At 59.2% G+C, this 23,912-nt stretch carries 26 protein-coding genes; 16 read left to right on the top strand and 10 right to left on the bottom strand.

What is annotated here, in order from left to right:
- Position 1 precedes the first annotated feature (1 nt).
- The 3 genes from rsfS to Q1J43_RS02515 all read left to right on the top strand — a co-directional run bounded on the left by rsfS (position 2) and on the right by Q1J43_RS02515 (position 1,692).
- Entirely contained in the window at positions 2-376 is a 375-nt protein-coding gene (rsfS, locus tag Q1J43_RS02525; protein WP_301100757.1) for a ribosome silencing factor, read from the top strand.
- 225 nt (positions 377-601) lie between these two features.
- Complete coding sequence (gene rlmH, locus Q1J43_RS02520) at positions 602-1,072, top strand: 23S rRNA (pseudouridine(1915)-N(3))-methyltransferase RlmH (RefSeq protein ID WP_301100756.1); 471 nt, start codon at positions 602-604, stop codon at positions 1,070-1,072.
- Entirely contained in the window at positions 1,072-1,692 is a 621-nt protein-coding gene (locus tag Q1J43_RS02515; RefSeq protein WP_301100755.1) for a Maf family protein, read from the top strand. Before rlmH ends, Q1J43_RS02515 begins: the two co-directional genes overlap by 1 nt.
- A gap of 18 nt (positions 1,693-1,710) precedes the next feature.
- Here Q1J43_RS02515 and Q1J43_RS02510 read toward each other — a convergent pair whose 3' ends face one another.
- Entirely contained in the window at positions 1,711-2,808 is a 1,098-nt protein-coding gene (locus Q1J43_RS02510; RefSeq protein ID WP_301100754.1) for a hypothetical protein, read from the bottom strand.
- Positions 2,809-2,989: 181 nt separating this feature from the next.
- Positions 2,990-4,273, bottom strand: a complete 1,284-nt coding sequence (gene yegQ / locus Q1J43_RS02505) for a tRNA 5-hydroxyuridine modification protein YegQ (RefSeq protein WP_301100753.1) — start codon at positions 4,271-4,273, stop codon at positions 2,990-2,992.
- Between the two features lie 83 nt (positions 4,274-4,356).
- Here yegQ and rng point away from each other — a divergent pair, with 83 nt between their 5' ends.
- The 3 genes from rng to Q1J43_RS02490 all read left to right on the top strand — a co-directional run bounded on the left by rng (position 4,357) and on the right by Q1J43_RS02490 (position 8,770).
- Positions 4,357-5,811: a ribonuclease G gene (rng, locus tag Q1J43_RS02500; RefSeq protein WP_301100752.1), complete on the top strand. Its 1,455-nt coding sequence runs from the start codon at positions 4,357-4,359 to the stop codon at positions 5,809-5,811.
- A 148-nt stretch (positions 5,812-5,959) separates the two neighbouring features.
- Positions 5,960-7,582 carry a methyl-accepting chemotaxis protein gene (locus Q1J43_RS02495; RefSeq protein ID WP_301100751.1) on the top strand — a complete coding sequence of 541 codons (1,623 nt, stop codon included), beginning with the start codon at positions 5,960-5,962 and terminating at the stop codon, positions 7,580-7,582.
- A 33-nt stretch (positions 7,583-7,615) separates the two neighbouring features.
- Positions 7,616-8,770, top strand: coding sequence for a diguanylate cyclase (locus Q1J43_RS02490; RefSeq protein WP_301100750.1), 1,155 nt, complete (start codon positions 7,616-7,618; stop codon positions 8,768-8,770).
- An 11-nt stretch (positions 8,771-8,781) separates the two neighbouring features.
- On the opposite strand, the gene Q1J43_RS02485 is transcribed toward Q1J43_RS02490, so the two are convergent.
- On the bottom strand, positions 8,782-9,210 hold the full coding sequence (locus Q1J43_RS02485; protein ID WP_301100749.1) for a MaoC family dehydratase: 429 nt from the start codon (positions 9,208-9,210) through the stop codon (positions 8,782-8,784).
- A gap of 73 nt (positions 9,211-9,283) precedes the next feature.
- Between Q1J43_RS02485 and Q1J43_RS02480 the strand changes: the two genes are divergently transcribed.
- From Q1J43_RS02480 to Q1J43_RS02460, 5 genes are all read left to right on the top strand, one after another.
- A complete protein-coding gene (locus Q1J43_RS02480) occupies positions 9,284-10,174 on the top strand; it encodes a dienelactone hydrolase family protein (RefSeq protein ID WP_301100747.1) in 891 nt (296 codons plus the stop codon).
- Between the two features lie 11 nt (positions 10,175-10,185).
- Positions 10,186-10,662: a C40 family peptidase gene (locus Q1J43_RS02475; RefSeq protein WP_301100746.1), complete on the top strand. Its 477-nt coding sequence runs from the start codon at positions 10,186-10,188 to the stop codon at positions 10,660-10,662.
- A gap of 94 nt (positions 10,663-10,756) precedes the next feature.
- Positions 10,757-12,289 (top strand): DUF4118 domain-containing protein, encoded by a 1,533-nt coding sequence (locus Q1J43_RS02470; RefSeq protein WP_301100745.1) that lies wholly within the window; start codon positions 10,757-10,759, stop codon positions 12,287-12,289.
- A complete protein-coding gene (gene kdpE, locus Q1J43_RS02465) occupies positions 12,286-12,999 on the top strand; it encodes a two-component system response regulator KdpE (protein WP_301100744.1) in 714 nt (237 codons plus the stop codon). The genes Q1J43_RS02470 and kdpE overlap by 4 nt, the downstream gene beginning before the upstream one ends.
- Before the next feature lie 60 nt (positions 13,000-13,059).
- Complete coding sequence (locus Q1J43_RS02460; RefSeq protein ID WP_301100743.1) at positions 13,060-14,946, top strand: potassium transporter Kup; 1,887 nt, start codon at positions 13,060-13,062, stop codon at positions 14,944-14,946.
- 17 nt (positions 14,947-14,963) lie between these two features.
- Here Q1J43_RS02460 and Q1J43_RS02455 read toward each other — a convergent pair whose 3' ends face one another.
- Genes Q1J43_RS02455 through Q1J43_RS02435 form a run of 5 tightly spaced genes read right to left on the bottom strand, consistent with a single transcriptional unit; the run spans position 14,964 to position 17,386 of the window.
- Entirely contained in the window at positions 14,964-15,341 is a 378-nt protein-coding gene (locus Q1J43_RS02455) for a VOC family protein (protein ID WP_301100742.1), read from the bottom strand.
- Positions 15,342-15,364: 23 nt separating this feature from the next.
- A complete protein-coding gene (locus Q1J43_RS02450; protein ID WP_301100741.1) occupies positions 15,365-16,009 on the bottom strand; it encodes a BON domain-containing protein in 645 nt (214 codons plus the stop codon).
- Positions 16,006-16,599, bottom strand: a complete 594-nt coding sequence (locus tag Q1J43_RS02445) for a phosphoheptose isomerase (RefSeq protein WP_301100740.1) — start codon at positions 16,597-16,599, stop codon at positions 16,006-16,008. The genes Q1J43_RS02450 and Q1J43_RS02445 overlap by 4 nt, the downstream gene beginning before the upstream one ends.
- Positions 16,600-16,641: 42 nt before the next feature.
- The gene (locus tag Q1J43_RS02440) at positions 16,642-17,016 is read right to left on the bottom strand and encodes an HIRAN domain-containing protein (RefSeq protein WP_301100739.1); all 375 of its coding nucleotides are present in this window, start codon (positions 17,014-17,016) and stop codon (positions 16,642-16,644) included.
- Positions 16,997-17,386 (bottom strand): YraN family protein, encoded by a 390-nt coding sequence (locus Q1J43_RS02435; protein ID WP_301100738.1) that lies wholly within the window; start codon positions 17,384-17,386, stop codon positions 16,997-16,999. Before Q1J43_RS02435 ends, Q1J43_RS02440 begins: the two co-directional genes overlap by 20 nt.
- 16 nt (positions 17,387-17,402) lie before the next feature.
- Between Q1J43_RS02435 and rsmI the strand changes: the two genes are divergently transcribed.
- From rsmI to Q1J43_RS02410, 5 genes are all read left to right on the top strand, one after another.
- Positions 17,403-18,239, top strand: a complete 837-nt coding sequence (gene rsmI, locus Q1J43_RS02430; RefSeq protein ID WP_301100776.1) for a 16S rRNA (cytidine(1402)-2'-O)-methyltransferase — start codon at positions 17,403-17,405, stop codon at positions 18,237-18,239.
- A gap of 62 nt (positions 18,240-18,301) precedes the next feature.
- Positions 18,302-19,339 (top strand): dihydroorotase, encoded by a 1,038-nt coding sequence (gene pyrC, locus Q1J43_RS02425; protein WP_301100774.1) that lies wholly within the window; start codon positions 18,302-18,304, stop codon positions 19,337-19,339.
- 372 nt (positions 19,340-19,711) lie between these two features.
- Positions 19,712-20,161, top strand: a complete 450-nt coding sequence (locus Q1J43_RS02420) for a hypothetical protein (RefSeq protein ID WP_301100737.1) — start codon at positions 19,712-19,714, stop codon at positions 20,159-20,161.
- 20 nt (positions 20,162-20,181) lie between these two features.
- Entirely contained in the window at positions 20,182-20,871 is a 690-nt protein-coding gene (locus Q1J43_RS02415) for a Crp/Fnr family transcriptional regulator (RefSeq protein WP_301100736.1), read from the top strand.
- 18 nt (positions 20,872-20,889) lie between these two features.
- The gene (locus tag Q1J43_RS02410; RefSeq protein WP_301100734.1) at positions 20,890-21,348 is read left to right on the top strand and encodes a histidine phosphatase family protein; all 459 of its coding nucleotides are present in this window, start codon (positions 20,890-20,892) and stop codon (positions 21,346-21,348) included.
- Here Q1J43_RS02410 and Q1J43_RS02405 read toward each other — a convergent pair.
- Positions 21,345-23,006, bottom strand: coding sequence for a hypothetical protein (locus Q1J43_RS02405; RefSeq protein ID WP_301100732.1), 1,662 nt, complete (start codon positions 23,004-23,006; stop codon positions 21,345-21,347). The two genes, Q1J43_RS02410 and Q1J43_RS02405, sit on opposite strands and share 4 nt — an antisense overlap.
- Positions 23,007-23,109: 103 nt before the next feature.
- A complete protein-coding gene (locus tag Q1J43_RS02400; protein ID WP_301100730.1) occupies positions 23,110-23,598 on the bottom strand; it encodes a prepilin-type N-terminal cleavage/methylation domain-containing protein in 489 nt (162 codons plus the stop codon).
- Between the last annotated feature and the right edge of the window lie 314 nt (positions 23,599-23,912).

Genomic DNA, 23,912 nt, shown 5'->3' with positions numbered 1-23,912 from the left:
AATGAAATTACCCCAGCTCGAAAAACTTGTTGTTGCCGCCCTCGAAGAGATCAAGGGTCGCGACATTGAAGTCATCAACACCGCCAAGCTCACGCCTCTTTTTGAACGAATCGTCATTGCTTGCGGTGATTCGAACCGTCAAGTCAGGTCATTGGCGCGCAACGTCGAGGACAAGGTGCGCGAAGCCGGTGGTCACATCATTTCTACCGAAGGCGAAGATAGCGGCGAATGGGTGCTGGTCGATCTGGGCGATATCGTTGTCCATGTCATGCAGCCAGCCATCCGCAGCTATTACAATCTTGAAGAGCTGTGGGGCGGTAAAGGCCCGACGCGCGTGCGTAAGGCGCTGGCGGCCCCGGCGGTGCAAGAGAGCTAAGTCCGAGCGCAACTGCATGAGACCAGAAAACGCATTCAACGTGCCCCGCAGGAAACACCCTTGGGGTGCAGAGAGCGCAAAGAATTCTGAGAATGACATCACTCGCCCGAAAGGCGAGTTGCGAATTTCTCTCTGCGCCCTCTGCGTCTCTGCGATCTCTGCGTTAAAAGAGGTTTGAATTGAGGTTTTAAGGATGAACGTTCGTATGCGCTCATTCCCCGCTTCATGAAGCTCGGCATTCTGGCGGTTGGTCACAAGCTTCCCGAGTGGGTCGCCAAAGGCTGTGCCGAATACATCAAGCGCATGCCACGCGAATTGCCGATCGTTGTTGTCGAAATCAAACCCGAGCCGCGCGGATCGAAAACCCGCGAACAACTTTTGGCTGCCGAAAAAGTCCGTTTGCAGGCCAGTCTGCATGGGTTTTCCCGGATCGTCGTGCTTGACGAGCGGGGAACTGACCTGAGTACGCTGCAACTGGCAGCGCGTCTTGAAGACTGGATGCGCGAAGGCGGCGATACGGCCCTCGTCATTGGCGGCGCCGACGGTATCGACGCGGCCTTGAAGCAACAGGCCGATGATACGATCCGTCTTTCCAGCCTGACCTTGCCGCACGCCGTGGCGCGATTGATCCTCTGCGAACAGCTGTATCGTGCGCTCAGCGTGGTCAGGAATCATCCATATCACCGGGAGGGCTGATGATCGACCCGTACCATCCCCGTCTTTACCTGGCCTCGCGCAGCCCGCGCCGGCGCGAATTGCTGACTCAGATCGGGATCCAGTTCGATACCGTCGTTTTTCGCAATCACCCGCGCGAGGACAAGGAAGTCGACGAGACGCCACATCGGGGTGAAATGCCAGCGGCCTATGTTGAGCGAGTTGCCCGAGCCAAGGCCGAACATGGCGGGGGCATTGCCGGTTGGCGAAAAATGCAGTCGCAGCCGGTCCTGGCAGCCGATACCACCATCGAATTTGATGGCGGGATCATTGGCAAGCCGCTCGACAGCGAGGACGCGAAATCCATTCTGCGCCGCCTTTCGGGAAAGCCGCATCGTGTGCTCACGGCGGTCGCCGTGTTTCTGGACGGGCGCATTGAAGCCTTGTTATCGGTCAGCGAGGTGCGCTTTGGCGTTCTTGACGAGACCCAGATCCGCAACTATGTCGCCAGCGGCGAACCGATGGACAAGGCCGGTGCTTACGCGATCCAGGGTCGCGCCGGCCAGTTTGTCGAACACCTGTCCGGCAGCTATTCCGGGGTCATGGGCCTGCCGTTGTTCGAAACCGCCGTGCTGCTCAGGCGCTTTGGCTACCCGGTTTAGTCAAAAACCTCACGTTGGCTATCTACGCAGCCAGTCCAGGATCAGCGTTGCCGCTTCGAGCGCTCCGGTCGGGTGGGGGATGGGCGGGGTGAATTGCTGCCACAGGGCAGCGAGCGCAGCCTTTAACTGTCCGCTGGATAACTCGTTGTCATCAATCTCGTGGCAGCGGGCTTTGTCTTTCAGCCAGTCGATCAGGCAGTCCTGTTCGGGCCAGTCGTCACGGCGCAGGTACAGCACCGGGATGCCAGCGCATGCCGCTTCGGTGAAGATGCCGTAGCCGGGCTTGGTGAGCACGGCATCGACGCTGCACAGGAGGTCGGTAAAGGGCAGGCCGAGTGCTTCGATGGCGGTCATATCATCACGCTCGACTCTCCAGCTCTGCGGCACCAACCAGCGTAGGTCTGCGGTGTGCGGCCAGCGTTTAACCGGCGCTTCCTTGTCGATGCCACCGAAGGCGATCAGAACCAGTTTCTCGTCCGGCGTGCATCCTAGTTGTTCGCGCAAAGGAGTACGGCAATCGCGACCGATTGTGGCGACCGGTGCGATGGTGTGCCGGCGTGGCAGATCGCTCATCGGCATGGCCGGGGTCAGACGCAGGAAACATTCGGCACTGAGGTAGGCGGCCAGCATCTGGTCGTGGATTGGTGGGGCCCAGTCTTCGCCGCCAAAAAAATAGGCGAAGAGGTCGGCCCAGTTGAGTGAGCACATTGCCAGCGACGCAATGCCGGCCTTGGCAGCGCCGGCCAGTGGCAGATAGGCGACATCGCTTAGCACCAGATCAGGACGTAGTGCGCCAAGCAGCGCGGCTTCTGCGGCGACCCGTTGCGGCCAGTTGGCGTGGTATGCCCGATAAGCGGTAGCCGTCGCCGCGTGGTCGATGCAGAGCGCATCGTGCATGATGAAGCCGAAGTCGCTACGTTCCGCAATATGAGCAAAGTCGCTGTGCAGGCGCGCACGCAGTTTTTCCAGTGCTAGCCCGCTGCGCACGGTCAGCCGCAGTTTGGGCAACAGGCGAAAAAGTTCGTTGAGGATAGGCGCCACCTGCGCCAGATGGCCAAGTCCGTGCGACGAGATGTCGACGAAAAGGTGGGGTGGGTGCGGTGGCAAACGGTTCATGCAGTCAGACCTTGAATGATCCCGAGAATAGAAGAATAAACCGCATTTAACGCAGAGATCGCAGAGGCGCAGAGAACGCGGAGGTTTCCGAAAGATTAGCTACTCACACGAGTAAATGTTGGGCTTGTCTCTGCGCCCTCTGCGCCTCTGCGTTGAAAGAGGTCGCAGCCGTGGTCTTTCATTAAACAAAGCGCGCCAGCAGGGCGCCGGGGAGTTCGGCGGGGAGTGGAATCCAGACCCGGTGGCCGTTGCCCGGGGCGACGTTGATGGGTGAGCCATCGGCTTTTTCCATGCGCGCCAGGGTTAGTTCAAAATTTCCCGTGGGGTGAATGACCTCGATGCGGTCGCCGACTGCAAAGCGGTTTCTCACCTCGATCTCTCCCAGGCCGCGTGCGGCGTCCCAGGCGATCACGTCGCCAACGTAAAGGCTGCGTCCGGACTCGGAGTGGCCGCGCAGGTAGTTCTGCATTTCGTGGTCGTGGTGGCGCTGGTAAAAACCGTCGGTGTAGCCGCGATTGGCCAGTCCCTCAAGTTCGCCGAGCAGCGTTGGGTCGAAGGGGCGGCCGGCGACGGCGTCATCAATGGCACGGCGATAAACCTGGGCCGTGCGCGCGGCATAATAGGGCGACTTGGTGCGGCCCTCGATCTTCAGCGAATCGATGCCGATCGCGACCAGACGCTGCACATGCTCGATGGCACGCAGGTCCTTGGAGTTCATGATGTAGGTGCCGTGCTCGTCTTCCTCGATCGGCATTAGTTCGCCGGGGCGCTCTTTTTCTTCGAGCAGCCAGACCTTGGCATGGACATCACCGCCGGCGTCTTCCTGGCCCGCCTTGACCTTGTAATCCCAGCGGCAGGAGTTGGTGCAGGTGCCCTGGTTCGGGTCGCGATGGTTGAAATAGCCGGAGAGCAGGCAGCGGCCCGAGTAGGCGATGCACAGCGCACCATGCACGAAGACTTCGAGTTCGATGTCCGGGCATTCCTGACGGATCTCGGCGACCTCGTCGAGCGACAGTTCGCGCGAGAGAATGATGCGCGAGACGCCGAGTTTTTTCCAGAAGCGCACGGCGGCAAAGTTGACGGTATTGGTCTGCACCGACAGATGCACTGGCATTTCCGGCCAGGTTTCGCGCACCAGATCGATCAGGCCGGGGTCGGCCATGATCAGCGCGTCGGGCTTGAGAGCCACCACCGGCGCCATGTCGGCCAGGTAGGTGCGGACCTTGGCATTGTGCGGCAGGACGTTGCTGACAACGTAGAAGCGCTTGCCGTCGGCGTGCGCTTCGCCGATGGCGTTGCCCAGCGTTTCAATGTTGCCGAATTCGTTGTTGCGCACGCGCAGGCTGTAGCGCGGCTGTCCGGCATAGACGGCGTCGGCAGCGAAGGCAAAGGCGGTGCGCATCATGGTCAGCGAACCGGCGGGAGCCAGCAACTCGGGGGCGAGCAAGGCAGGAGCGTTGGACATGGAAGCTTTGCTGGGGGAAGGGGTAGAATGCTGCGAGCTCTTTGAATCCCCGATTTTAACCGCATTTTTCAGATCGCCCTCCTATGTCCGAAGATATCCTGATCAACTTTACCCCGCAGGAAACGCGCGTTGCCGTCATGTACCAGGGCGTCGCTCAGGAGCTGCACATCGAACGTACCGCCAGCCGGGGGCTGGTCGGTAATATCTATGTCGGACGCATTGTCCGCATTTTGCCCGGCATGCAATCGGCATTCATTGACGTTGGGCTGGAACGAACCGCATTCCTGCACGTTGCCGATATTTGGGAGCCGCGGGGCAGTGACGATCCTGTCCGACCCATAGAGCGCATCCTGTTCGAGGGGCAGAGTATTGTCGTGCAGGTGATTAAGGATCCGATCGGCAGCAAGGGCGCACGCCTGTCGACCCAGATGTCGGTGGCCGGGCGGATGCTGGTCTACTTGCCGCAGGAGAAACGCATCGGTATTTCACAGCGCATCGAAAGCGAGGTCGAACGCGAGGCATTGCGCGAAAAAATAACCCGCCTGGTCCCCGGCGACGACGGGGGCGGTTTTATCGTGCGCACGATGGCCGAGGGCGCCACGGAAGAAGAGCTGAGCAAGGACATTGAATATCTGCGCAAGATTTGGCACGACATTCAGGCGCAGTCAAAAACTGCTGCGGCCCCAGCGCTGCTTTATCAGGAACTGTCGCTCGGCCAGCGCGTACTGCGTGATTTCGTCAACCCGGAAACGGCGAGCATCGTCATTGACTCGCGCGAGAACTTCCAGAAGCTGACGGCCTTTGCCGCCGAATATACGCCGACGGTTGCGCCGCTGCTCAACCATTACATTGGCGAGCGCCCGCTGTTTGACCTGCACGGCGTCGAGGACGAAATCCAGAAGGCGCTGGCGCGCCGCGTCGAACTGAAATCGGGCGGCTACCTGATCATCGACCAGACCGAGGCGATGACAACCATCGATGTCAATACCGGTGGTTTCGTTGGCGTGCGCAACTTTGATGACACCATTTTCAAGACCAATCTCGAAGCGGCGCAAACCATCGCCCGCCAGTTGCGCCTGCGCAACCTTGGCGGCATCATCATTACTGATTTTATCGATATGGATAGTGATGAACACCGTTTGGCCGTTCTCGCCGAGTTCAACAAGGCGCTGGCGCGTGACCACACGCGCTTAACGGTCAATGGGTTTACCGCGCTTGGCCTGGTTGAAATGACGCGCAAGCGCACGCGCGAATCGCTGGCCCACGTGCTGTGCGAGGAATGTCCCACCTGTGGCGGTCGTGGCGAAGTCAAGACGGCGCGTACCGTGTGCTACGAGATTCTGCGCGAACTGCTGCGTGAAGCGCGGCAGTTCAACGCCCGCGAATTTCGCGTGCTCGGCAGCCTTTCAGTGATCGATATTTTTCTTGACGAAGAGTCTCAGGGACTGGCCATGCTCTCCGACTTTATCGGCAAGCCCATCTCGGTACAGGCCGAACCCAGCTATGCGCAGGAACAATACGACATTGTCTTGATGTGAGTTGGGTTTGGGAATGTGAGCTTTGACGGTTACGGAGGCCCAAGTGCCTTATTTTTCAGCTACTCTTTCGATTATGTCATGACAAGCCGGCGTATATGACTGAGAATCCGGGTTGGTAACACCAATTCGCCAATATGGAGAGTCGTTTATGAAAACCAACCTGCCGATCACCACGACTGAGGTGCCGTTTCCGAAAGGGCACTACATCGTTTCACGCACCGATCTTAAAGGGTCGATCACTTACGTTAACGAGACCTTCGTCAAGATAAGCGGTTTTACGCGCGAAGAATTGATTGGCAAGAACCACAACCTGGTTCGTCACCCGGACATGCTGCCCGGCGCTTTTCAGTGGCTGTGGGATACGGTCAAGGAGGGGCGCCCCTGGCGCGGCATCGTAAAAAATCGGTGCAAGAACGGTGATTTCTATTGGGTTGATGCGCTGGTTGTCCCGGTCCTCAAGGCCAGCGAAATCATCGGGTACATGTCGGTGCGCACGGCACCGAGCAAGCAGCAGATCGCGCAGGCCGAGGCCTTCTATCAACAGTTGAAAGACGGCCAGGCGTCGCTTCCGAAGACGGTCTGGTGGAAACGCATTTCACTGAAAGTCAAGCTCAACGGCCTGGTTTCTCTGTTGCTGGGTATGCAGATTGTCGGCTGGGTGGTCTATCAATCCGGTTCGTCGATTGGCTTTTCGCCGGATGCAGTCCGGACGCTGCTTCAATTCTTTGGCATCACCGGCATCGCTGCCAGTATTGCGCTGCTAGTCGGGCAAAGTCAGGTGCTGACCGTCATCGACCGGATTGTTGGCCGACTTGACAACATCGCTCAGGGCGACCTGACCGACGATATCCCCCTGACGCGCGAGGATGAGCTGGGCAAACTCAACAATTCACTGATTACCATGCAGACGCATATTAAGGCGATGATGGCCGAAATTTCCGAGTCGGCTGACCTGATGGGCGAGGGTGCCCAGGCGCTGAGCAGTGAAATGGAAAATACCCGCCGTGTAACATTGGCACAATCCGACGCCGTGAGCCGCATTGCGGCTGCGGTCGAGCAACTGGTCGCTTCAGTCAATGAAATTGCCGACAGTGCGCAGCAGGCAACGCAGGCCGTTGAGGCATCGCACGGATTGCTCGGCCAGGCGTCTTCGAGCATGGGCCAAAGCATGGCGGCGACGGCCAATGTCGTGTCTACCGTTGGGGATGCCAGCAAGACGATGGCTGAGCTTTCCCAGTCCATCCTTGCCATTGATCGCGTCAGCCATGTCATTCGCGGTATTGCTGATCAAACGAACCTGCTGGCACTGAATGCCGCCATCGAGGCGGCGCGAGCCGGAGAAGCGGGCCGCGGTTTTGCCGTGGTGGCGGATGAGGTAAGGAAACTGGCCGAGCAATCAAGCCGGCAAACGATTGAGATTGCGACCAGCGTTCAGGAGATTCAGCGTGTTACGCAACTTGTGCTGGGCACTATGGAAGCGGCGGGAACACACGTCGCCAGTACCGATGTGGCGATGAACTCGGCGCGTAGCGGGCTCGATTCGGTAGCCCACCACGGCGAGGAAGTAGCGTCTATTTCCCGGCATATTTCCGACGGAACGCGTCAGCAGGCGGCCGCGGGGAATGAAATCGCCGGCCAGGTCGAGGACATCGTCGCCGGTATCGAGAAGACAACCGTGGCGATTTCCGCGGTGACCGAGAAAACAGTGGAGATGAAGGCCGGTGCTTCGAGCTTGCGGCAGTTGATTGCCTACTTCCGCTTCATGCGCTGAGCGACTTTCTCAAAGGCACGCTAAGGTCGAGTCATGCAAACCTTCGTATGGGGGGAAGAGTTTTATACCGGCGTCGGTCCGATTGATGAGCAGCACCACGGGCTGGTTGATCTGTTCAACCGGTTGAGTGAATCACTGACGGAGAGGGAGGGGGAGCAGGGGACGGCCGACAATACCGTGGAAAGCGTTTTTTCGCAGTTGATGGACTATGCGCAGCATCACTTTACGGTCGAGCAGGCCTTGATGCAGGGGCAGGGCGTTGATGCCCGGCACGTCATGCTGCACCTCAAACTGCATGATGATTTCATCGGGCAGGTGCGCGCCTTGTGGGGCGCCCGGGCGGCACTGAGCAACCCGGCGGAAGTCTTCCTGTCCTTTCTGACCTCCTGGTTGTGTGCACACGTTCTCGGTGTTGATCAGTCGATGGCGCGACAACTGGACTCGATCGGCCGAGATGAGACGCCGGAGCGGGCCTTTGAACTGGAATTGCTCAGGCCCCGGGACAAGAGCGCCGAGGCCATGATCAAGGCGCTGCGCAACACTTACCAGGTGGTGTTCCGTTTGAATCTTGAGCTGATTTCGGCAAACCGTTTTCTTGAACAAAGGGTTGCCGCGCGCACCGCCGAGTTGCAACAGGCCAACGCGGCGTTGATGGTGGCCAACCAGAAACTCGAAGTTTATGCGCAGACGGATGGTTTGCTCGGTATCGCCAACCGGGATTTTTTTGACGCCCGGCTCAGTGAGGACTGGAATCGTGGCATTCGTGAACGCAGTCCGGTCGCTCTGCTGATGATCGATGTCGATTTTTTCAAAAACTACAACGATCATTACGGGCACCAGGCCGGAGATGCCTGCCTGCAAGCGGTAGCCAGGGCCGCGGCAGCCAAGATGGTGCGGTCGGTGGACCTGCTGGCGCGCTATGGCGGCGAGGAATTTGTCGTGGTTCTGCCGAACACGGCGATTCAGGGCGCGCACAAAGTCGCGCTCAGTATTTGTGCGGCGGTATCTGCGCTGAACATTGCGCACTGTGCATCAACGGTGGCTGAGTACGTGACGGTGAGCATCGGCGTGGCCTCGCTCCTGCCTGAACGGCAGTCGCAGGCCAGTCAGGCCGTGGCGGCGGCTGATCAGGCGCTGTACGCCGCCAAGCAGCAGGGCCGCAACCGGGTCTGCCTGGCGGCGAACTGAAGTTTCGAGGCTCAAGCCGCAGTCGTGCAATACATCGTCGATTCGCCTTCAATCACGGTTTTGCCATTAACCGAACACACCGAGTCGAGGACGCAGCGTCGTTTGCCAGTGGTGACTTCACGCACCGTGACGGTCGCCCGGACGGTATCGCCAATGCGCACCGGCGCCTTGAATTTAAGCGTCTGCCCAAGATAGACGGTGCCTGGGCCGGGCAGTTTGTTGGCCAGCACGGCCGAGATGAAACCGGCAGACAGCATGCCCTGCGCAATGCGTCCGCCAAACTGGGTTGTTTTTGCAAACTCTTCGTCCAGATGTACTGGATTGACGTCGGTCGAGATTCCGGCAAACAGTACCACGTCGGCTTCGGTGACTGTTTTCGCCACACTGGCGCTCATGCCGGGTTGCAGATCTTCGATGTTGTAGCCGCCAAGGGAATTCATTGCGCTTCTCCGTGTCCATGGAATTCAGGTTTTCCCATGATACACAAACCTCTCACCTGCCGAGGAAATACACATGATTCAAGATGCCAGGCCAAGTGCTGATTTTGACAGTCTCGTTCCCGCTATTCCGTTCGGTCGTCGCAGTTTCATTGTCTCGGCGCTGGGGGCGGGTTTTGCGCTCGCGGTGCAACCGGTTATGGCGCAAGCGGTGATCACCACCAATGCCAGCGGCCTGATTGCTGGCGAGATCAAGGTGCCCGTCGCTGGTGGCGAGATGCCCGCCTACCGCGCTCAGCCAGCCAAAGGGAGCAATTTCCCGGTCATTTTGGTCGTGCAGGAAGTTTTTGGCGTGCACGAACACATCAAGGATGTTTGCCGGCGTCTCGCCAAGCAGGGCTATCTGGCCATCGCCCCCGAGTTGTATGCGCGTCAGGGCGACCCGCGGCAATACACCAATGTTCAGGAACTGATTAGCACTCTGGTCAGCAAGGTGCCAGACGCGCAGGTGCTGGCCGATCTGGACGCCTGCGTCGCCTGGGCCAAAGCGCATGACGGCGATAGCGCCCGACTTGGCATCACCGGCTTTTGTTGGGGCGGACGCATCACCTGGTTGTACGCCGCGCACAACCCGCAGGTAAAGGCCGGCGTGGCGTGGTACGGACGCATCGTCGGGCCGGTCAGCGATCTGACCCCGAAAAATCCGATCGATATTGCCGACCAGTTGAAGGGGCCGGTGCTGGGGCTTTACGGCGGGCAGGACCAGGGTATTCCGCTCGATTCGCTGGAACAGATGCGCAAGGCGCTAGTCGATTCCGGCAATGCGGCCAGCAAGGCATCAGCGATCCACGTTTATGCTGACGCCCCGCACGCCTTTCACGCCGATTACCGGCCAAGCTATCGCCCGCAGGAAGCCGCCGACGGCTGGCAGCGGCTGCTCGCATGGTTCAAGCAGAACGGGGTGTAGCAGCGATTGTTATGCAGATCCGAACTCTGATCGCCGGTGGGCTGCTCCTGCTTCTAGCGGCGTGCGCGAGCGCACCACCTCCGCCCGATGCCCAGCGCGCCGCTTTCAGCGAGAAGGGCAATGAAGTTGCGTTGTTCGCTCTCGGCCTGATCGACACCGGCTACCGTTTTGGCGGAAAGAATCCTGAAGCCGGGCTCGACTGTAGCGGTATGGTGTCCTACATCTACCGCCATGGCGCGGGGCTGAAGATTGGCGGCAGCGCCGCCGACATTGCTGGCAAGGGTCGCCCGATCGAGCGCGCCAGCCTACGTCCGGGCGACCTGGTTTTCTTCAATACGCGCAACGCACCGTTCTCGCACGTCGGTGTTTATATCGGAGAAAACCGCTTCGTCCACGCACCTTCGGGTAACGGCCGGGTGCGCATCGATCAGATGAATGCCAACTACTACGCTCAGCGTTTCGAAGCGGCGCGCAGCTACTTCGATTGATGTTTCGCCAGCCCAATCTTTACACCATTTTTACTTTCAGCGCGGGACAATCGCCGAACGCTTGATTGCAGGCGGATTATTCGGGAAAATGACGATGTCCTCACTTGCCACTTGGCAGCGCTTCGTATTGGCTGTCCTCGCCTGCGCGGCAACGACGCTGATCGCTACGCCTTTGCTCGGTTTTCTGGATCCGGCCAATATCGTGATGCTATTTCTGCTCACGGTGCTGCTCGTTGCGGTCAGCCTCGGTCTGGAAGCGGCCTTGCTGGCTGCCTTCCTCAGTGTCGGGCTGTTTGATTTCTTCTTCGTTCCGCCGCGCTTTTCCCTTGAAGTGCAAGATGGGCAGTATCTGGTCACTTTTGTCGTCATGCTTGCCGTGGCGCTCATTACTGGCCGGCTGACCGGCGGTCTGCGCCAGCAGGCCGATGAATCAGACCGCGAGGCCCTGCGATCACGTGCACTCTACGAAATGGCGCGCGACCTGTCGGGGGCGCTTATGGTCGAGCAGGTCGCCGAAATCACGCGCAAGTTCCTGCGCAGCGTGCTTGACGCCGATGCCATGATTCTTCTGCCCGACAGCACGGGCAGTTTGCAGCCCTGCGCCGGGCAGCAAGACGTCCGTTTGCAGATCGAGCCGCGCTTGGCGATCATGAGCTTTGACGGTGGCAAACCCGTCGAATGCCCGCAACTGGCCGACAGCGGCTACGCCGTTCTCTACCTGCCGTTGAAGGCGCCAATGCGCGTGCGTGGCGTCATCGCGGTGGTGCCGGCGGATTCTTGTGCCGAGACTTTGCTCGACCAGCGCGAGCGGCTGGAAACGATGGCTTCGCTGGCCGCCATTGCCGTCGAGCGCCTGCATTACGTCGAGGTCGCCCAGCATACCCAAGTGCAGGTGGTTTCGGAACGCCTGCGCAGCTCGATTCTTTCCGCCATTTCGCACGACCTGCGCACCCCGCTGACGGCGCTGGTTGGGCTGGCCGATTCGCTGACCGTCAGTAAACCGCCGCTGGGCGAGGTGGCGCAGGAAACGGCCGAAGCCATTCGCCAGCAGGCCGAACGGCTGGCCGGCCTGGTCGGCAATCTGCTCGACATGGCTCGTCTGCATGCAGGCGACATAACGCTGCAAAAAGAATGGCAGCCCATTGAGGAAGTCATCGGCGCCAGCATCAAGCTGCTCGGCCGCGCGCTGGCCGAGCACCCGGTCAAGGTGTCGCTGGCCAAGGATTTCCCGCTGGTCGAGTTTGACGCCGTGCTGATTGAACGGGTGCTCTGCAATCTGTTGGAAAATGCCGCGAAATATTCACCGCCGGGTTCACCCATCGAGATCGTCGTGCAGGCGCGGGACGACAGGGTTGAGGTCGCCGTCTGCGATAGCGGGCAGGGCTTTGCCGTGGAAAAAAACAGCGCAACGTTCGAGATGTTCGTGCGTGGCGAGCTGGAGTCGTCCACCCCGGGCGTCGGCCTTGGTCTGGCGATTTGCAAAGCCATTATTGACGCCCATGCCGGTACGATTACGGCGGCCAATCGCGCACCGGGCGGTGCTTGTGTGACCTTTAGCCTGCCTCTTGGCCTGCCGCCGCTTATCGAAGAGGACGTCATTTTCCAGCATGGCGAGCGCCAGCCGTGAGCGAAATTTTGAACGAATGTGCACGTGTCGCCCCAGTGGTCCTGATCGTCGAGGACGAAATGCTGATTCGCCGCTTTGTGCGCACAGCGCTTGAAGACGAGGGCTGCCGCGTCTTTGAGGCGGCAACATCGGCGCAGGGCCTGCTTCAATCAGGTGAGCAGAAGCCCGATCTGGTGATTCTTGATCTCGGTCTGCCCGATGGCAACGGCATCGATTTCATCGGTCACCTGCGCGGCTGGTCGGATGTGCCTATCCTCGTTCTTTCGGCGCGTGCGCACGAAAAGGACAAGATCCAGGCGCTCGACGTCGGCGCCGACGACTATCTAACCAAGCCTTTTGGCGTGGGCGAACTGCGCGCCCGGGCGCGCGCCCTGCTGCGACGACAGAGTCGGGGCGGCGAGGCGGCGACACCGATCATCGACTTTGGCGCGGTGCGGGTCGATCTCTCGCGACGCCTTGTAACGCGTAGCGGCGCAGTGGTGCACCTGACGCCGATCGAATATCGCCTGCTCTGCGTACTGCTGGCCAATACCGGCAAGGTCATGACCCAGCGTCACCTGCTGCGCGACGTGTGGGGAGCGTCAAGTGTCGAGAGCTATCACTACCTGCGGGTTTATGTCGGCCACCTGCGCCAGAAACTCGAAGACGACCCGACGCAACCAAAGTATCTACTGACCGAAACCGGTGTCGGCTACCGCTTCTTGCCGTGATTTCAGTCGTCTTTGCGATGAGTAAATGAGTTTCAGGTTCAATCTTTCCGGATCCATTTGATGAGTCATTCAGCACCGTCTGACCGAAAACGACTCAATGCTCTAGCGCTCGCTGCGCTCGGCGTCGTTTATGGCGATATCGGCACCAGCCCGCTCTATGCCCTCAAGGAGGTCTTCGGCAGTCCGCATCACCCGATACCGATCACCACGGATAACGTGCTCGGCATCCTGTCGCTGGTTTTCTGGGCCTTGATGATGGTGGTGACCGGCAAGTACGTCCTCTTCATCATGCGCGCCGACAACCGCGGCGAAGGTGGCATCATGGCCCTGATGGCGCTGGCTTTGCACAAGGAAAAGGAGGGCTCTTGGCGACGCAATGCGATTGTCACCCTCGGTCTCTTCGGCGCCGCGTTGTTTTATGGCGACGGGGTGATCACCCCGGCCATTTCGGTGCTCTCGGCAGTCGAGGGGCTCGAGGTCATGACTCCGACCTTCAAACCATTTGTCATTCCGCTGGTGCTGCTCGTTCTGGTTTTTCTTTTCGTCCTCCAGCGTCACGGAACGGCTAGCGTTGGCCGCTTGTTCGGGCCGGTGATGCTGATCTGGTTCGGCGTACTGGCCGTGCTCGGTTTGATCAATATCATTGCTGAACCGGGTGTCATGCGGGCGCTCAATCCGGTTTGGGGCGCGTGCTTTTTGATCACTAATCCGCGCCTGGGTTTTTTCTCGCTTGGCGCGGTGGTTCTGGTCCTCACTGGCGGCGAGGCGCTGTACGCCGACATGGGGCACTTCGGGCGCAAGCCGATTCAACGGGCCTGGTTCGCCATGGTATTGCCGGCCTTGCTGCTCAATTATTTCGGCCAGGGCGCACTGCTCCTGAGCGACCCGGCAACAATCGAAAATCCGTTTTATCTGCTGGCGCCTGGCTGGGCGCTTTTCCCGCTGGTTATGCTATCTACCGTGGCTACCGTCATTGCTTCGCAGGCGGTGATTTCCGGCGCTTTTTCGATGACCTTGCAGGCCATGCAACTGGGCTATTTGCCGTGCTTTCAGGTGCGTCACACCTCGGAAAGTGAGATGGGCCAGATCTATCTGCCAGCCATCAACTGGTTGCTGCTCGCTTCGGTGATCGCTCTGGTGCTCGGCTTTGGCTCGTCAAGCAATCTTGCGGCGGCCTATGGCATCGCCGTCACCGGCACCATGCTGATCACCAACCTGCTGGTTTTTGTCGTCGCCCGCAATCAGTGGGGATGGAAATCCTGGCAGGCATTCTGCTGCATTCTGCCTTTTGTGCTGATTGACATGGCCTTCTTCTCGGCCAATTCGACCAAAATTATCGCTGGCGGCTGGTTCCCGCTGGCTTTCGGTCTGCTCGTCTTCGCCGTGCTGACGACGTGGAAGCGGGGACGCGAACTGCTGCACGACAAACTGGGGCAGGACGCGATCGAACTCGCGCCTTTCATCGAAAGTCTGGCGCTGGGTGGCGCGGCGCGCGTTCCGGGAACCGCCGTCTTCATGACCGGCCGGCCGCAAGGCGTGCCGCGCGCCATGCTGCACAGTTTAAAGCACTACAAGGTGCTGCACGAGCGCATGGTGATCGTCACCATCCGCATCTTTGACGTGCCCTATGTGCCCGAGATTGACCGGGTCGAGGTTGCTGAGCTTGGTGAGCGCTTCTGGCAGGTGACGGTCCAGTATGGTTTCAAGGATGAGCCTGACCTGCCGGCGGCGCTCGCCCTGTGCGCACATTTCGGGCTGGAATTCGACATGATGGACACTTCATTCTTCCTCGGCAGAGAGACGCTGGTTCCGCGCTTCGGCGGAGCAATGGCGTATTGGCGCATTCTGCTGTTCGCCGTCATGTTCCGCAACGCCAGCAGTCTCACCGCCTTCTTCAAGATTCCGTCGAACCGGGTCGTTGAGTTGGGCTCACAGGTCGTCATTTAGCCTGCGAATGCCACACGCTATTGCATCGAATGTAGACCGATCATGTTCCCCTCGCTATCGAGCGTCAGCGCAATGAAGCCGTACTCGCCGATGGAAAACTTCGCCCGCTCAACGCGCCCACCGAATTGCGCGATACGCGCCGCCTCGACTGCACAATCCTCGCAAGCGAAGTACACCAGCGTACTGTTGCCTCCTGAAGGAACGCCGTTCATCTTGACCAGCGAACCGGTGATCCCCATGCGCCCCATCTGCATCGGAAAGGCCCACATTTCAATTTCAGCATCTGGGGTATTGAGTTTTTCGAGCTTTACCTGGAAGACGGATTCATAGAACGATTTTGCACGCGCCATATCCTGCACGTAAATTTCAAACCAGCGAACGGGGTTGTCGATCATTTTCTTTCTCCTTTATTTCGTCATTAAGGGGCTTTCACAGCCGTTGGCTTGCCGTTACTCGACTGGGTCAGGTCGAGCTCCCTGGCCTGCGCCGGAGTGATGATCTCCAGCAGGTTGACCACCTTCTTGACCCCGGCGGTGGTGCGCGCAACGCCGATCGCCGAATCGGCCTCGGGCTGAGTGACCATCCCGAGCAGGAAGACTACGCCGGCCTCAGTGACGACTTTGACGTGCACCGGGTTGAATTTTCCGGAATCGACCGAGCGGCTCTTGACCTTGGAGGTGATGAAGGAGTCGTTGCTGCGCTCCGAATACGAGGAGACGGGGCCGACGGCCAGTTCGTTATAGACGCCCTGGACGTTGGTAATGCCGGTGACGATGCGTTCAGCTTCGGCCTTGTCCAGACTGCTGGGCACCTCACCGGTCATCAGCACCTTGCGGTTAAAGCTGGTGAAGTTCAGATGTGCCTTGTCACCGAGCTTGTCGCCAACGCGGGAACTGGCTTTCCATTCGATCGATTCATCTTCGGTCTGGGTGCCTAGCGAGCGCCGGTCCATGGTCGCCAGAACGCCGGTGGTGACGCCTGCGGCGACCATCGGGAAGCAGCCCTGCAGAGCGGGAAGGACGGTGGCGCCGAGCAGCAGCGCGGCAATGACATTTTTTTTCATTCTTCAACTCCTAGCAGCAGACAGTCAATGCCATCACACAGGCAGTGGACGGTCAGTAAGTGGACTTCCTGAATACGTGCCGTACGCTCACTGGGGACGCAAATGTGGACGTCTGTGTCGCGCAACAAGCCGGCGATTTCGCCACCTCCTCTGCCGGTCAGGGCAACGACGTGCAGTTCGTTGTCATGGGCCGCGTGAATGGCTTCAATGACGCTGGCCGAGTTGCCCGAGGTCGAGATGGCCAGTAGCACGTCGCCGGACTGGCCGAGTGCGCGCACCTGGCGGTCAAAGACTGCCGGGTAACCATAGTCGTTGGCGACTGCGGTCAGGATCGAACTGTCGGTGGTCAGCGCAATCGCTGCCAGCCCCTGGCGCTCCATCTCGAAACGGCCGACCAGTTCAGCGGCAAAGTGCTGTGCATCAGCAGCCGAGCCGCCGTTGCCGCAGGCCAGAATTTTGCCGTTGCCGAGCAGGCAGCCGACCATCAGTTCGGCGGCCTGGGCGATCGGGGCGGCGAGCATTTCGCTGGCGTCGAGTTTGGTCTGGGCGCTGTCCTGGAAGTGCTGGCCGATACGTGAAATCAAATCCATGGTAGGGGTGTTGTCAAGGTTAAACGGGTGCCTAGTCTAACATCAGAGCACCAGATAGACCTCAAACTCGACGCGCCGCCAGGGATTGGGGTCGTCACGCAATTTCGCAACACGCGCTTCGAGCTTCTCTCCAGCGTCGAGCGCCCGTGCCACGGCGCGGTTCTCGGCACGCGGGACGTAGCCGAGTTGCTGGCCGTTCCAGTCGACGCGGACCGCATTGCGGTCGTGGCGGTTGCCCGGCTCGCGGCTCAGGGTCAGGCGGTCGCCCAGCCTGATTTGCGGCCATACCCTGGCGGCGGCATAGTATTGGCTGCCGGCCAGCGGCGAGCTCTGAACGAGGATTTTTACCGACTCGGCCCCGGCGCAGTGCGCCAGACCCATGCCGAGCAGGAGCAGGCTAATTTGCAGCAAACGCATCACGTACCCAGACGATTTTTTCACCATCGAGCAATACGCAATCGAAGCGACAAGCACACTCGGTTTTGCCGTGCGCTGCGAGATAAAGCTTGGCCGCCAGAATGATGCGTCGTTGTTTGCGCGCGGTGATGCTCGCCGCCGCGCCACCGTAGTCGTCATTGCGACGCAGGCGTACTTCGACGAAGACGATGGCTTTTCCGTCGCGGCAGACAAGATCGATTTCACCGCCACGACAACGGAAATTGCGGGTCAGCACCGCCAGGCCCCGCTGTTCGAGAAAACGGGCGGACAGATCTTCGGCGAGTTTGCCTCCGTCACTGGCTTTGCGGCTGACTTTAGTCCATTCGCTCGTGGTATTGTTGTCGCCCATTGATTAAATGACCGCCATGACGGAAGACTCTCCCGCATTATATGTAGTCCCGACGCCGCTTGGAAATCTGGGCGACATGACGCAGCGCGCCATTGATGTCCTGCGTCGGGTAGCCTGGGTGGCGGCCGAGGATACGCGCCATAGCGCGCCACTACTCAGGCATTACGGCTGCACCGCCCGACTGCTGGCAGCACACGAGCATAACGAAGAAGCAGCGGCTCAGCAGGTGATCGAACACCTGGCCGAGGGTGAATCGGTAGCGCTGGTTTCCGACGCCGGAACGCCGGCTGTTTCCGACCCTGGGGCACGGCTGGTGGCGCGGGTGCGCCTGGCCGGTTTCCGCGTGGTGCCGCTGCCGGGCCCCTGCGCTGCCGTCACTGCCCTGTCGGCCTCCGGGCTCACTGAGCCGCATTTTCTCTTCTACGGTTTTTTGCCGGCTCGAGCCAGGCAGCGCGAAGATGCGCTGCGCGGACTGGCGGCCTTGCCCTACGCCCTGGTCTTTTATGAAGCGCCGCATCGTATCCTGGAAACAGTCGCTGCGCTGGCTGCGGTACTCGGCCCGCAACGCACGCTAGTCATGGCTCGCGAGCTGACCAAACTGTTCGAGACGATACACAGCGGTCCGCTGGGTGGGGCGCACGACTGGCTGCTCGCCGATGCCAACCGCCAACGTGGCGAATTCGTACTGCTCGTCTCAGGCGCAATGCCCGTCGGCGATGATGGTGAAGGCGAGCGCGTGCTCAAGCTGCTGCTCGCCGAAGGCTTGCCAGTCAAGCAGGCGGCGAAGCTGGGGCAGGCCATAACCGGTGTTGGGAAAAATGCGCTGTATGAACTGGCCTTGTCGTTGAAGTAGCGCTGGTGCCCGTTGCGCTTGACTGCTTTTAATCTAAAATCGCCTATCCCATTGCGAACACAATCATGCAAATCACCATCACCCGCCCCGACGACTGGCATCTCCATCTGCGTGACGGCGCCGCGCTGGCTGCCGTCCTGCCGCATAGCGCACGACAATTTGCCCGTGCCATTGTCATGCCCAATCTGCGACCGCCGGTGACTACTGTCGACGCGGCTGCAGCGTATCGCCAGCGCATACTCGCTGCCTTGCCGACAGGCTTGAGTTTTGAACCCCTGATGACGCTTTACCTCACCGACAACACACCGGCGGACGAGATCCGGCGCGCCGCGCAGAGCAGCTTCGTCAAGGCCGTCAAACTCTATCCGGCCGGGGCGACGACCAATTCGGATGCCGGGGTGAGCGACCTCGTCAAGTGCGACACAGCGCTCGCACAGATGGAGAGGCTCGGACTCCCGCTACTGGTCCACGGCGAAGTGACCGATCCGGCCATCGACCTGTTTGACCGTGAGAACGTCTTTATCGACACGGTCTTGCAGCCTCTGCTGACACGCTATCCAGGCTTGCGCGTGGTGTTCGAGCACATCACCACCAAGGCGGCGGCGCAGTTTGTCGCCGCCGCCGGCTCCAATGTGGCGGCGACCATCACCGCGCATCATCTGCTCTATAACCGCAACGCGATTTTTCTTGGCGGTTTGCGTCCGCACTACTACTGCCTGCCGGTGTTAAAGCGCGAAAGTCACCGCCAGGCGCTGGTCAGCGCAGCCATTTCGGATAACGGAAAGTTTTTTCTCGGCACCGATTCGGCGCCGCACGCGTGCGGCGCCAAAGAAACGGCCTGCGGTTGCGCCGGTTGCTACACGGCGCCAGCAGCGCTGGAACTCTATGCCGAAGCCTTCGCTGCGGCAGGTGCGCTCGACAGGCTGGAAGCCTTTGCCAGTTTCAACGGCCCAGATTTTTATCGCCTGCCACGCAATACCGCCAAAGTGACACTGGAAAAGCAGCGCTGGACGCTGCCGGAAGCTTTCCCTTATGCTGATGGCGACACATTGGTTCCACTGCGCGCCGGAGAATCGCTACACTGGGCACTGCTTGCTTGACCAGTCGCCAATTTGCGTCATTCCGGCGCAAGCCGGAATCCAGAAGTGTGCCACTGGATTCCGGCCTACGCCGGACGGGGGGTTATCCGGGTGCGTTTAAAACTGTTGGTGGTTGTTGCCAGCGACCGTCACACCGGCGCAAGCCGGTGTCCAGAATGGCGCTCCGAGCTGGGTCCCGGCGGTCGCCGGGACGACGTGCCATCCTGCGTTGCTCTTGCAACCACTTGTGGCAAAAAAAAGAAATGGCTGATATTCAGCTTACGGTAGTGTTATTGGGATTAGGCTTCTTTGACCAACAAATTTAAACGCACCCGGGTTATCCATACGTTTACGGGCAGTTTAACCTGCGAATGTTTTGAAAGGTTTTCAGTGATGCTGCTCCGAACATGGCTGTTCTTGCTCCTGTTGCCAGTGCTCACCGCCTGCTCTGACTTGCGTGCGACCTATCAGATCAAGGGTAGCGCCCATTCCCTGAGCCTGATTCGGGTGACCAGTTACCCGTGGCAGAAAACGGCGAAATACTCGATTGTCGCAGCGCGCATGCCGGACTGCATGCGTCGCCATCCAATGTCAGAGGCCGGGCTTAACGCCAGGGTCGAGGTCTATTCGCCGGGCAACAACGCCTGGATTCTCAAACAGGACGGGCGCATGTTCGTCGTCGAAACCCGCACCTGTGAAGGTTTCGCCAATCTGGACAAGGTTCCGGAAGACGGCCTCGGGCCGCTGCTGGGTGCTTTCGAAATGCGCCAGGACGCGCTGGTATTTACTGCCGCCCCCAGGGTCGAGCCGCCTGCGCCGTTGCCGACCGTCACGGCAAACTGACGTCATTTCGAAGGCCGCGCATGCATGGGAATCAGAGTATCAACATCGAGGCGCTGCTCTCGCATGTGCCATTGTTCAATGGTCTCGAAAAGGATGAAATCGCCCGTATCGCCCGTGGAACGCGCGAGGTCAACGCGGTTCGCGGCGACATCCTGTTTCATAAGGGCGACGTCTCGACGGGTTTCCACCTGATCGTCTATGGCCAGGTAAAACTGGCCTTCACCTCAGCGCAAGGCGGCGAGAAGGTGGTGGACATCCTTAGCCAAGGCCACTCCTTTGGCGAAGCCGTGATGTTCATGGAAAAACCCTATATGGTTTTCGCGCAGGCGCTCTCCGATTCGCTGCTGCTGCACATTTCGAAAACCGTCATCCTCGAAGAGCTGGAAAAAGACCCCAAACTCGGCCGCAAAATGATCGCCGGGCTCTCGCTCCGCCTGCATCACCTGATTACCGACGTCGAATCGTATTCGCTGCACTCAGGTCGCCAGCGCATCATCGGCTACCTGCTGCGCGAGAACATGGAAAGCGACGTCAAGTCGCTGGTCGTCACCCTGCCGACCAACAAGGGAGTGATTGCCTCGCGCCTGAACCTTACCCAGGAACACTTCTCGCGCATCCTGCACGAACTTTCCGAAAAGGGACTGATCATCGTTGCAGGCCGCAAGATCACTATCCCCGACGTCGAGAAACTGCGCTGTTACGATCACTAAGCGGCCCGGAAATACTTTATGGATATTCTGCTCTGGCGGCACGCCGAAGCTGAACAGGGTGCCCCCGACCTGAAGCGCAAGCTCACTGCTCGTGGCGAAAAGCAGGCCGCTCAACTGGCCGAGTGGCTAAAACAACACGCGCCGAAGAAGCTGCGCATCCTGTCCAGCCCGGCGCTGCGCTGTCAGCAAACCGCCCACGCCCTCGGCCAGCCGTTCACCACCGACCAGCGCCTCGGCACTGACGGCACGGTCTCGAACCTGTTAGCCGCCATCGACTGGCCGGACGGCGGCGAGCGCGCCGTTCTCGTCGTCGGACACCAGCCGCTCCTCGGCCAGGCCGCGGCGCTGCTCCTCTCCGGTGAAGAAGCCAACTGGACGATCAAGAAGGGCGCGCTCTGGTGGCTCAGTAAGCGCACGCGGCCAGGGACGGCGCAGATGGTTTTGACGGCGGTGATTCCGCCGGATTTCGGGCTTTAACGCACGTCCTCTATCCCCGCCATTTTTAGGCGAAAGCGCGCCATCTCGTAGCCCATCCTGGCCGAGCGCTTGAGGCAGGCGATCGTCGCCGAACGATCGCCACGCGCTTCGAGCACGCCACAGCGCTTGAACTCGATATAACCCATGAACTCTGGCGGCGGTCGGTGCGCCGTGGCCTCGTCAAAGGCGAGTGAGGCAGCGTCAAGCTCGCGCAACGCCAGCAGGCTCGTCCCTTTGGCCAGATAACCCTGAAAAGCAACAGGGTTCTGCACAATAACTTTTTCGCTAAGCCGCAGCGCCTCGGCATAGTCCTTGCGTTTGTAGGCTTCGCCAGCGACGTTGTAGTAGATGCGGTCGGCGCCTGGAACATCGGGGCGCGGCAATTTGAGCAGCGCATCCTGCCACAACGCTTCCTCGCTCGAAAAACTGCGCAGACGATCCTGCGCCAGAGGAAACAGTGCCAAACACGCCAGCACCAGGCTACCCCAGTAGAGACGCCGCGAAAGAGCGCCGCTCCGAGTTATCCGGGCGTCGCACCAACTCAACGCGAAACAAAGTAACAGCGCGTAAGCCGGCATCCACAGATAGCTGCGATAGATGACAAAAGGCTCCTGCACGCGCACGACAGACAATTCAACCACGAACGAAATCGCCGCGAACAACAGGACCGCCGACAATTGCCCGATCCTGGACACGGCCCGCGTACGTAGCCAGATCACAGCCGCGGCAAGAAACACGGTCAAGGAAGTGAATACTCCGACATACGCCCACCGACTTGACCAGAGACCGGAAAAATTGATGCGCAAATCGGCCGACATCCACTGCGGATTGGGAACGACCCAGAGAAACAAATATTTCCAGAACAACAACAATTGTGTCGCGATGCTCATCGCCCAAACGCCACCGGGAAAATCAAGCCCCCCCCCGGAACGGGCCAATTGCGACAGCACTTGGCCCGTGTAGATCTCGTAGCTCGTTCCCAGATCGATCATCGGACGATAGAGTAGTGCCCAGACAGAGCACGGCAAAGTCAACGCAAGATAGCCCAGGGCGCGCCTGACCGCCGCCCTGCTCCACTCGCATCCCAAAGGTGTTAGTGCAACGGTGGCGAACGGAAGCAGCAGCGCATGCTCTTTGCACATCATCGACAGGCCGGAAAACAGCGCAGCGGAGAGAACGTCGACGTTTCTTTCTCGCTGTTGCGCGCGCAGGTAGAGATTGATCGAGACGATCGCAAACAGGGTTGCCAGAACGATCGTCCGCTGGATCAGATATCCGGCCGCGTAGACGGCGGTCGGATTGAGCGCAATCCAAAGGCAGACGAAAACAGGCAGCCATTTTCTTGCATCATCGGTGGCATCAGGAACTCGGGCAATGGCCCGGGCGAGCAAGAAATAGAGCGAAAGTACCACGCTGCCATGGAGAGCGGCACCGAAGTAACGGTTCCATGTCAGGTCACCACTGGCGAGGACGTGAATAAAACCGATCGTAAAATTGGGGAAGGTTCGCGTGTACCGAGAGAAAACTACTTGGGCGGCATCATAGACATCCAGATTGTTAAAGAGGTTGTGGTCGTCGAAAACGGCTGGATTACTTAAAAACGGCAGATAGAGCGCCGCGATCGCCAGCGCAATACCACCCGCCAAGCAAATTGACATGGCGCCCCGACTTGAAAGAACGCGTAAATTCATTGTTTATCCAGACAAACAAAAGCCCGCTTACAGCGGGCTTTTGTTCAAATAAAACCAAACTCAGAGCAAATCATCTCCACTTGGTTACTTCGGCCCTGCATACCCCGGTTAGCGTTGTGCCAGCACCAATGTAATTCCAAGTAACCGCAGTTGCGCCGACGTTTGGTACAATTGCTAAGTTAAGGCCATCTGCACACGTACCGATAAATTGTAGTGTCAAAGTTATATCACCTGTTCCGGCAGCCAAGGCCATGTTACTAACTTCGCGCGCAAGCGTCGGTTGTCCTGCCAGGCCCAAACCGCCGGAGGTCTGCGGATTAGTCCAAGCGGCACCAGTAACGTCGGCCGCACCTGCTAAAGCGGCCAGCGATCCACCATTGAATTGCGCATACTCTGCAATGGCAAGCTTGATCGGGTCTAGAGATGCGTTTACTTTTGCCAGACGTGAACGAATGATGTAATCCTGATACTGCGGAATGGCGATGGCCGCCAGAATGCCGATAATCGCGACAACGATCATCAGTTCTATCAGGGTAAAGCCCTTTTGTAACTTTTTCATGGTGTGACTCCTTCTGGTGTAAAACGGATGGCCCGTTGATGTTTATGCACTCAAATTCCATGCCAGGTTAAAATCCCTTTAAAAACAGCCACGCTTGACGGCGGAACTGAAAAAGGCTAACCGCCGACGTCACTATAATACAAAAATTGTCACATGAGAACCTATTCTGCTCGCTGCCAGGGCAATTGCATCAAAATGCGAATGCCATTGTCGTCGACCCACAGAAATAATCGTTTACGCTCAATGAGTTACAGAGGGGCTGTTCACAGCGTTTGGAATTGTGTAGTTTTCTGTCTTTTTGGGGTGACTCATGG

It is taken from the genome of Propionivibrio sp. (assembly GCF_029255185.1).
Lineage (GTDB): Bacteria > Pseudomonadota > Gammaproteobacteria > Burkholderiales > Rhodocyclaceae > Propionivibrio.
This window is presented reverse-complemented; position numbering and strand designations above follow the sequence as displayed.